The sequence below is a fragment of the uncultured Microbulbifer sp. genome (assembly GCF_913055755.1).
Taxonomy (GTDB): Bacteria; Pseudomonadota; Gammaproteobacteria; order Pseudomonadales; family Cellvibrionaceae; genus Microbulbifer.
This window is the reverse complement of record NZ_CAJXKH010000164.1, coordinates 1-2,951: the sequence shown is the minus strand read 5'-3', so window position 1 is coordinate 2,951 and position 2,951 is coordinate 1. Positions and strand designations below refer to the sequence as shown.

Annotated in this window: 2 protein-coding genes; both read right to left on the bottom strand. The window is 65.3% G+C overall.

All coding sequences use genetic code 11. The features are described 5' to 3' along the window. A partial coding sequence (locus QZ511_RS16585; RefSeq protein WP_295804234.1) for an FtsX-like permease family protein occupies nt 1–2,024 on the bottom strand: 2,024 nt, incomplete at its 3' end. Next, nucleotides 2,024–2,761, bottom strand: a complete 738-nt coding sequence (locus QZ511_RS16580) for an ABC transporter ATP-binding protein (protein ID WP_295804236.1) — start codon at nt 2,759–2,761, stop codon at nt 2,024–2,026. The genes QZ511_RS16585 and QZ511_RS16580, both read right to left, overlap by 1 nt. Nucleotides 2,762–2,951 lie beyond the last annotated feature (190 nt).

Sequence of the window (2,951 nt, the reverse complement as noted above, 5' to 3'; positions counted from 1 at the left end):
AGTTCGATGATGCTGACGCTGGGGAAGTTTTTCACCAGTTCGTTGACGAACAGTTTGTCTTCCGGCGGCAGGTAGAAGCTCTGGATGTAGGTGGCCGGGAAGTTTTCCAGGCTGCCGGGGGCGAACAGCATGAAGAAGTTGGGGCGCATGCTGTTCCAGTTGAGGGTGCGCAGGCTGGTGATGGTGGCTTCGGTGTCGAGGCCGCCGATGGAGAAGCGCAGCTGGTCGCCGAGTTTCAGGTCCAGTCGCTCGGCCACTTCTTTTTCTACCGATACCCCTTCGCTGAGGTCTTCACTCCACCATTTGCCGGCGACGATCTTGTTGTCGGCGGGCAGGGTGTCGGTCCAGCTGAGGTTGAGTTCGCGGCGGATGGCGCCGGCTTTCTGCGGGCGCTCGCTTACCGGGGTGCCGTTCACTGCGGTCAGGCGGCCGCGCACCATGGGATAGAACTCGGTGCCCTCCAGTTTCTGGTCCGCCAGGGTTTGCTTGACGTTGTCCAGTTCGTAGGGGGCGATATTGACCAGGAAGTGGTTGGGAGCGTTTTCCGGCAGCTGCATTTTCCATTCGTCGATCAGCGCGGTGCGCGCGTAGAACATGGCGAGCATGGCCAGCAGACCGGTGCCGAAGGCGGCGATTAGCAGGGTGTTGAAACCGGCGCGGCGCTGCAGGCTGCCGAGGGCAATGCGCCAACTGCCGCCGAGGGCGGCGAGGCGGCCGCGTACCAGCAGTCGATTGACGACTGCGCTGCCGGCCACCAGCAGGCCGAGGCCGACGAGCAGGGCGGCGGTGATGGCGAGGCTGCCGGACAGCCACCAGATCAGCGCCAACATGCACAGGGGACCGGGAATCAGCCCCAGCCACTCGCGCTTGTCCGGGTTGCTCCAGTCCTGGCGCAGGGTCTGCATGGGGTCGGTCTGGGCGAGGCGGAAAAGGGGCGGCAGGGCAAAGCCGACGACGCAGGCGAGGCCGGTGGCGATGCCCACCAGCAGCGGTTTGAAGCCGCTAGGGGGCGGGGTTACCGGGAAGAAGTCCTGCAACAGGTTGACCGCCTGGGCCTGCACAAAGGAGCCGATGGCGAGGCCGATGGCGGTGGCGATCAGGGTCAGTGCCGCCATCTGGCCGATGTAGATGCTGAGAATTTTGCCTTTGCCGGCGCCGAGGCTTTTCATGACTGCCACATAGTTGGCGTGGCGCAGGCCGTAGCGGCGCGCGGCGAGGCCGACGGCGACGCTGGCGAGCAGTACTGCGAGGCTGCCGGCCAGGTACAGGAAGCTTTCTGCGCGGTCGAGGGTGGCGGCGACCCGCGGTTGGCCCTCTCTGAGGTCGATGACCCGCTGGTGATCGGTCAGCCGGGGTTTGAGCCACTTGAAGTAGTCGTCGAGGGTGCCGTCGTCGCCGGCGAACAGGTAGCGATAGGTCACCCGGCTGCCGGGCTGCAGGATGTTGGTGGCGGCGAGATCGCCGGCATTCATCATCAGGCGTGCGCCCATGGAGAACAGGTTGCCGCCGCGATCAGGTTCGTAGTCGAGGATACCGGTCACGCTAAAGGTGCCGTCGCCCAGTTGCAGGGCGTCGCCGATATCCAGTTCCAGCAGCGGCAGCAGGCGGGCCTCCAGCCACACCTGGCCTGGCTCGGGGCCCCGTTGCACGATGCGCTCTTCGGATTCCGCGGTGTCCTTGATTTCCAGGTGGCCCACCAGGGGATAGTTGCCGCTGACCGCCTTCACCGAGGCGAACTGGAACTGGTCGCCGGCGGAGAGCATGGAGGCGAAGGCGACGGTTTGTCCCTGTTCCAGGCCGAGCTCGCGGGCCTTGGCGAGCCATTCCTGCGGCACCGGCTGGCTGCTTTGCACCACGCGTTCCGCGGCGAGGAAACTCTGGGACTGGATGTGCATGGCGCGACTGAGGCGGTCGCTGAAGTGCGCGATGGCGGTGACGCAGCTCACCGCCAGAATCAGGGCGGTGGCGATCAGCGCCAGCTCGCCGCCGCGCCAGTCGCGGGAGAGAAGTCTGAGTGGCAGCATCAGGCGGACACCTCCGACAGGTTGCCCGGCAGTTCCTGCGAGGTAATTTCGCCCGCGGTCATGCGCAGGTGGACGCCACAGCGCTCGGCCAGTCGGTGTTCGTGGGTGACCAGCACCAGGGTGGTGTTGGTTTCCTGGTTGAGGTTGAACAACAGGTCGATCACTTTTTCGCCGTTGTGCGCATCGAGGCTGCCGGTGGGTTCGTCGGCGAACAGGATACCGCTCTGGGATCCGCCATCGCTTCCGGCGCCGGCGGCGATGCTGCAGAAGGCGCGGGCGATGGCGACACGCTGCTGTTCGCCGCCGGAGAGCTGGCGCGGGTAGTGGTGCAGTCGGTGGCCGAGGCCGACGCGCTCGAGAAATTCCTCCGCGCGCTTGCCGGCACTGCGTTCGCCGCGCAGTTCGCTGGGCAGCATGACGTTTTCCCGGGCGGTGAGCCCGGGCAGCAGCTGGAAGGTCTGGAAAACGAAACCGACGCAGCGCGCCCGCAGGGCCGCGCGCTGTTCCTCATCCATGGCGGTGATCTCTTCACCGGCGAGCCAGATCTTTCCTTCGCTGGGGCGGTCCAAGCCGGCGAGGAGGCCGAGCAGGGTGGATTTGCCGGAGCCGGAGGCGCCGGTTATGGCGAGGCTCTGGCCCTGCGGCAGTTGCAGGGAGATGTCGTTCAGCAGGGTCAGCGGGCCTTCGCTGGTGGCTACCCGGTGGTAAAGGTTTTCGGCTTTGAGCATGGTCGGCATGGCAAGTCCCTGTAATTCCTGCAAAATGATCATCTGTATCTGACTGGAGAGTATGACATGGCGGCAGTTTTTTTCCGGCTTATCCGGGGTGTTTTCGTCTTGCGCCCGTCGCGGTTCGTCGCGCTGGTGGCGGTCCTGGTCTCGGGTTTGTACGGGGCGGGTACGTTTGCGGATGACGGTGGTGCTGTCG